This window comes from Kitasatospora sp. NPDC030952 (assembly GCF_055571335.1).
Map to the genome: position 1 here is coordinate 1 of NZ_JBVIFM010000055.1, position 7,002 is coordinate 7,002.

Here is a 7,002-nt window from a genome sequence, read left to right on the forward strand (position 1 = left end):
CTCACCACCCCCACCGCACTCACCCTCTTCGACACCACCCTCCACACCCCCCACCCCCACCTCCTCCTCACCCCCACCGACCGAACCGCCCTACGGAGGCGGGTCGAGCGCGGTGAACTGCCGCCGATCCTGAGCGGGTTGGTGCGGTCCACGGGGACGCGTGCCACCGGGGGCGGGACGGGCGACTGGGCGCGCCGGTTCGCCGAGGCGCCGGAGGGCGAGCGCGGCACGCTCCTGCTGGACCTGGTCCGCTCGCACGTCGCGGCGGCGCTCGGGCACGGTTCGCCGGAGAGCATCGATCCGGACTCGGCGCTCAAGGAACTGGGCTTCGACTCGCTGATCGCGGTGGAGTTCCGGAACCGCCTCGGCGCCGCCATCGGGCTGCGGCTGCCGGCGACGCTGGCGTTCAACTACCCGACGCCCCGCGCGCTCGCCGAACACCTCGGTGACCGCCTCGCCCGCGAGGCCGCCGCCGACGGGTCCGCCGACGGCGCGGGCCTCGGTTCGGGCGCCGGATCGGGCGAGGGCTCCGGGCAGGTGCCGGACGATGCCACGGCGTTCGCCGAACTCGACCGCTTCGAAAGCGTTCTGCGGACGGTCTCCGACAACGCCCGGGAGGAATTCACGGCCCGGTTGCGCCTGCTGCTCTCCGAACACTCCACCACGCACGCCACGGACGATTCCCTCGCCGTCGCCCTCGATTCGGCGACCGACGAGGAGATGTTCGACCTGATCGACAACGAGCTCGGCACGGCTTGAGACGGGACTGAATGCGATGACGGCTGAGATGACGGTTGAAGAGAAACTGCGGGACTACCTCAAGCGTGTGACCGCCGACCTCAAGAGGACCCGGGCGCGCGTTCAGGAGCTGGAGTCCAAGGAGAACGAGCCCGTCGCGATCGTGGGCATGGCCTGCCGCTACCCCGGCGGTGTCCGCTCCCCCGAGGACCTGTGGCGACTGGTGACCGACGGCGTCGACGCGATCGGCGAGTTCCCCACCGACCGCGGCTGGAACCTCGACACCCTCTACCACCCCGACCCCGACCACCCCGGCACCAGCTACACCCGCCACGGCGGATTCCTCCACGACGCCGCCGACTTCGACCCCGAGTTCTTCGGCATGAGCCCCCGCGAGGCCCTTGCCACCGACCCGCAACAGCGCCTCCTCCTCGAAACCGCCTGGGAGACCCTGGAGAACGCCGGCATCGACCCCACCACCCTGCGCGGCACCCACACCGGCGTCTTCACCGGCGTCATGTACGACGACTACGGCAACCGGCTCATGGAGGCGGCACCCGACGGCTTCGAGGGCTATCTCGGGACGGGGAGCGCGGGCAGCCTGGCCTCCGGGCGGCTCTCCTACGTGTTCGGGTTCGAGGGCCCGGCCATCTCGGTGGACACGGCGTGCTCCTCCTCGCTGGTCGCCCTGCACCTGGCCGCCCGCGCGCTGCGCAACGGCGAGTGCGACCTCGCGCTCGCCGGCGGGGTCACCCTGATGGCCACCCCCGCCGCGTTCATCGAGTTCAGCCGCCAGCGCGGCCTGGCCCCCGACGGGCGCTCCAAGTCGTTCGCGGCCGCCGCCGACGGCGCCGCCTGGAGCGAGGGCGTCGGCCTGCTGCTGGTCGAGCGGCTCTCCGACGCCCGCCGCAACGGCCACCGGGTGCTCGCCGTGGTCCGGGGCTCCGCCGTCAACCAGGACGGCGCCTCCAACGGGCTCACCGCACCCAACGGGCCGTCCCAGGAGCGGCTGATCCGCCAGGTGCTGGCGGAGGCGCGTCTGCGCCCGTCCGACGTGGACGCGATGGAGGCCCACGGCACGGGTACCGAGCTGGGCGACCCGATCGAGGCGGAGGCCCTGCTGGCCACCTACGGGCAGGACCGCGAACACCCGCTCTGGCTCGGCTCGGTGAAGTCCAACATCGGCCACGCCCAGGCCGCCGCCGGCGTCGCCGGCATCATCAAGATGATCGAGGCGATGCGCCACGAGGTCCTGCCCAGGACCCTGCACGTCGACGCGCCGTCCCCGCACATCGACTGGGACGCCGGGCGGGTGGAACTCCTCACCGAGAGCCGGGCCTGGCCGCGTACCGACCGGCCGCGCCGCGCGGGCGTCTCGTCCTTCGGCATCAGTGGCACCAACGCCCACGTCATCCTGGAGGAGCCGTCCGCCGCCGACGCGGCGCCCGCCCCGGTGGGAGCGGCCGCGCCGCCGGTGGTGCTGTGGCCGCTGTCCGGCCGGACCCCCGAGGCCCTGCGCGCGCAGGCCGCCGGGCTGCGGACGTTCCTGGAGACCCTGCCGGACGACCGACTGGCCGCCGCCGGACGGGCGCTGGCCCTGGACCGGGCCGCGCTGACCTGCCGTGCGGTGGTGACCGGTGCGGACCGGGCGGAGTTGTCCGCCGCCCTGGACGCGGTCGCCGACGGCAGCACCGCGCCGGGCCGGGTGCTCGGCGGCAAGGTCGCGTTCCTGTTCACCGGCCAGGGGTCCCAACGGCCGGGCATGGCCCGCGGCCTGTACGAGGCCTACCCGGTGTTCGCCGAGGCGCTGGACGCCGTCCTCGCCGAACTGGACGCCCACTACGAGGTGCCGCTGCGCGAGGTGTTGTGGGGCGCCGACGAGGAGGCGGTCCGGCGGACCGGGAACGCGCAGGCCCTGCTGTTCGCGGTCGAGGTGGCGCTGTTCCGACTGGCCGAGTCCTGGGGGGTGCGGCCGGACCACCTGGCCGGGCACTCCGTCGGTGAGATCGCGGCCGCCCACGTCGCCGGGGTGCTGTCGCTGGCCGACGCCTCGACGCTGGTCGCCGCGCGCGGCCGGCTGATGCAGGAGCTGCCCGAGGGCGGAGCGATGGCCGCGATCCGGGCGACCGAGGAGGAGGTTCGACCGCTGCTGTCCGACGCGGTGGGGCTCGCCGCGGTCAACGGCCCGCAGTCGGTGGTGGTCTCGGGTGACGAGGTCGCCGTCGCGGCAGTCGTCGCGCACTTCGCGGAGCAGGGACGGAAGACCGGATCGCTGCGGGTCTCGCACGCCTTCCACTCACCGCTGATGGCCCCGATGCTGGACCGGTTCCGCGCGGTCGCCGAGTCGCTGTCCTACCGGGAGCCGACGATCGCGGCCGTGTCCACGGTCTCCGGCGGTCCGGCCGCGGGCTGGGCGTCGGCGGACTACTGGGTGCGGCACGTCTCGGCGGCCGTCCGCTTCGCCGACGCGGTGCGCGGCCTGCGGTCCGCGGGCGTCACCGCGTTCGTCGAGATCGGCCCGGACGCGGTGCTCTCGGCGGCGGGGCCGGAGTCCGCGGCCGACGCCCTCTTCGTCCCGCTGATGCGCCGGGACCGGCCGGAGGCGGCCGAGCTGGTCGCCGGGCTCGGGCGGCTCCACGCGCACGGCGTGCGGGTCGACTGGTCGGCGTTCTTCGGGCCCGCGGACCGCGTGGACCTCCCCACCTACCCGTTCCAGCACCGGTCGCTGTGGCTGCACCCCACGGACAACCCGTCCTCGTCCGGCTCCACCGCCCGGCACCCGCTGATCGGCGGGGCGGTCGAACTGCCCGACGGCAAGGGCCGGATCCTCACCGGCCAGGTCACCGCCGCCGCCCATCCGTGGCTGGCCGACCACGCCGTGCACGACGTCACCGTGCTGCCCGGCGCGGCCTTCCTGGACCTCGTCCTGCGGGCGGGGGCCGAGAGCGGGCTCACCCGGGTCGCGGAGCTCACCGTGGAAGCGCCGCTGGTCCTGACCGACGGCGCGCCGGCGCGGCTGCACCTCACGGTCGCCCCGGAGGGCACGGAAAGCGGCGCCACGGACGGCGGCCTCCCCGGCGCCACCGACGGGGGCGCGACCGACGGGGGTTCGACCGTCCAGCGGGTCACCGTCCACTCCCGTTCCGGCGACGACCCGGAGCGGCCCTGGATCCGCCACGCCGGCGCCGTCCTCACCGGCCCGGGCCACGGAACCGCCGAGGGCGGCACCGCCGGAGCGGCGGGCGACTGGCCGCCGGACGGCGCCGTCCCCGTCGACGCCGAGGAGCTGGCCGACCGGCTCGCCGGCCTCGGTCACAGCGGGGCCGTCCCGCTGGCCGGGCTGCACGCCGCCTGGCGGGCCGGGGACACCGGCTACGCCGAGGTCAGCCTGCCCGACGACGCCGGGCAGGGCGGGTACCTGCTCGACCCGCGCCTCCTCCAGACCGCCCTGGCCGCCACCGTCGACCCGACCGACGAGCTGCGCGCCCCGGTGGCGTGGCAGGACGTCACCGTCCACGCCACCGGCGCGCGGGCACTCCGGGTCGCGCTGACCCGCACCGGGCCCGACACCGCCTCGGCGTCGGTCCGGGACGCCTCCGGCGCCCTGGTCGCCACCGTCGGCTCGGTGACGCTCGGGCCGGTCCGTGCCGCCGGACTCCGCGGCGCGGACGCGGACACCGGGTACCGGCTCGACTGGATCCCGGTGCCGCCGCCCGCCGAGGCCACCACCCGCTGGGCGGTCATCGCCGGGAACGCGGACGACGACGCCCTCGCCGCCCTCCCCGGCGAGCGCCACACCGACCTCGCGGCGCTCGCCCGTGCCGTCCGGGAGGGCGCGCATCCCGCACCCGACACGATCGTCATGACGCTCCCGGACAGCGGGCCGGAGCCCGGCACGGCCGCCGTCGAGCAGGCCGTCCGGGCGCTCGACGCCGTACGGGGCCTGCTGGCCGAGGAACCGCTCGGCGGCTCGCGGCTGGTGGTCGTCACCCGTCGCGCGGTCGCGACCGGCGGCGGTGCCGGTGCCGACGGCGGCGCCCCGGAGGACGTCCTCGATCCCGGCCAGGCCGCGGTCTGGGGCCTGCTGCGCTCGGCCCAGAGCGAGCACCCCGGCCGGTTCGTCCTGCTCGACGTCGAGGAGCAGGTCACCGAGGCCGTGCTGGGTGCGGTTCCGGCCGTCGGCGAGGACCAGTTCGCCGTCCGCGCCGACGCCCTGCTCGCGCCCAGGCTGGTCCGCGTGCCGCTCACCGGGCCGGCCGCACCGGGGGAACAGGAGCAGGAACGGGAGCAGGAGCAACAGGCAGGAGGGGCAAGGCCGTTCGACCCCGACGGCACCGTGCTGGTGCTGTCCGGGGCCGCCGGAGACCTCGCCGGTCCGCTCGTCCGGCACCTGGTCACCGAACACGGCGCACGCCATCTGCTGCTCGCCCGCACCGCCGGGGCCGCGCCGCTCGACACCGACGGCCTCACCGCCCTCGGGGCGACCTTGACCACGGCGCCCGGCGAGATCGGCGACCGTGCGGACCTCGCCGCACTACTGGCCGCCGTCCCGCCCGGACGGCCGCTGACCGCCGTCGTCCACGCGGTCGAGGAGACCGGCGGCCCACTCGCCACCCTCACCCCCGAGCACCTGGACGCCGCCCTGCGCATCCGGGCCGGCCTCGCCTGGGACCTCCACGACCTCACGGCCGACGCCGGACTCGACGCCTTCGTCCTCTTCTCGTCCGCCGCCGCCCTGGGCTCCCCCGGCCGGGCGGACCGGGCCGCCGCCGGGGCACTCCTCGACGCCCTCGCCGACCGCCGACGCGCCGAGGGGCGCCCCGTCCTGTCGCTCGGCTGGGCGCCGGAGGAGCCGTCGGACCCCGCCCGACCGGAGCCCGCCGCGCCGGACGGGCTCAAGCCCCGCTCCACCGGGCACTCGCTCGCCGTGTTCGGCCTGGCGCTGTCCGGGGGGTGGCACGGCAAACTGCTGCCCGTCGAACTCGACCACGCCGAACTCCGCAGGCACGCACGGGCGCTGACCCTGCCGCCGGTGTTCCGGAGCCTGGTCCGGGTCCCGACCGCGGGCACCGCCGCCGTCGACAACCGCGCGTGGGCGCGACAACTGCGCGCCCTGTCCGAGGACGAGCAGTTCAGGACCGTCCTCGACCTGGTCCGCAGCCGGATCGCCGCCGTGCTCGGGCACCGGACCCTCGACACCGTCGATCCGGACCGCCCGCTCCAGGAACTGGGATTCGACTCGCTCACCGCCGTCGGCCTCCGCAACCGGCTCCACGAGGCGACCGGGCTCGACCTCCCGGCGACCCTGCTCTTCGACTACCCGACCGCCGCCACGATGGCCGGCCACCTGCGCGCCGAACTCCTCGGCGTCCGGGGGAGCACCATCGTTCCGGTCACCGCCGTCCGGTCCGACGACGACCCGATCGTCATCGTCGGGATGGCCTGCCGCTACCCCGGCGACGTACGGTCCCCCGAGGACCTGTGGCAGCTGGTGGCCGAGGGCCGGGACGCCATCACCGGCTTCCCCGACAACCGCGGCTGGGACCTCGACGCCCTGTACGACCCGGACCCCGAACACCTCGGCACCTCCTACACCCGTGCGGGCGGGTTCCTGCACGACGTCGCCGACTTCGACGCCGACTTCTTCGGCATCAGCCCGCGCGAGGCGCTGGCGATGGACCCGCAGCAGCGGCTGCTGCTGGAGACCAGCTGGGAGGTGTTCGAACACGCGGGGATCGACCCGTCCTCGCTGCGCGGCTCCCGCACCGGCGTCTTCACCGGCACCCACGACCGGGACTACGGAACGCTGGTCGCCGGGCACGAGAACCTGGAGGGCTACCTGATCGTCGGCAACTCGGCGAGCATCCTGTCCGGGCGGCTGTCCTACACCTACGGCCTGGAGGGCCCGGCCGTCTCCCTGGACACGGCGTGCTCGTCCTCGCTGGTCGCCCTGCACCTGGCCGCGCAGTCGCTGCGCAGCGGCGAGTGCGACCTCGCCCTGGCCGGGGGCGTCTCGGTGCTGGCGACGCCCGCTTCGTTCGTGGAGTTCAGCCGCCAGCGCGGTCTGGCCCCCGACGGGCGCTCCAAGTCCTTCGCGGCCGCCGCCGACGGCACCGCGTGGTGCGAGGGCGTCGGCCTGCTGCTGGTCGAGCGGCTCTCCGACGCCCGCCGCAACGGGCACCAGATCCTCGCGGTGGTGCGCGGCTCGGCCGTCAACCAGGACGGGACCACCAGTCAGCTGTCGGCCCCCAACGGCCCCGCACA

At 75.5% G+C, this 7,002-nt stretch carries 2 protein-coding genes; both read left to right on the plus strand.

Annotation, left to right across the window (positions count from 1 at the left end; translation table 11 throughout):
* The coding region (locus ACZ47G_RS39505) for an acyl carrier protein (protein WP_465751348.1) at positions 1 to 759 on the plus strand (759 nt) is incomplete at its 5' end.
* 46 nt (positions 760 to 805) lie between these two features.
* Positions 806 to 7,002: type I polyketide synthase (locus ACZ47G_RS39510; protein ID WP_465751350.1), on the plus strand; the 6,197-nt coding region annotated here is incomplete at its 3' end.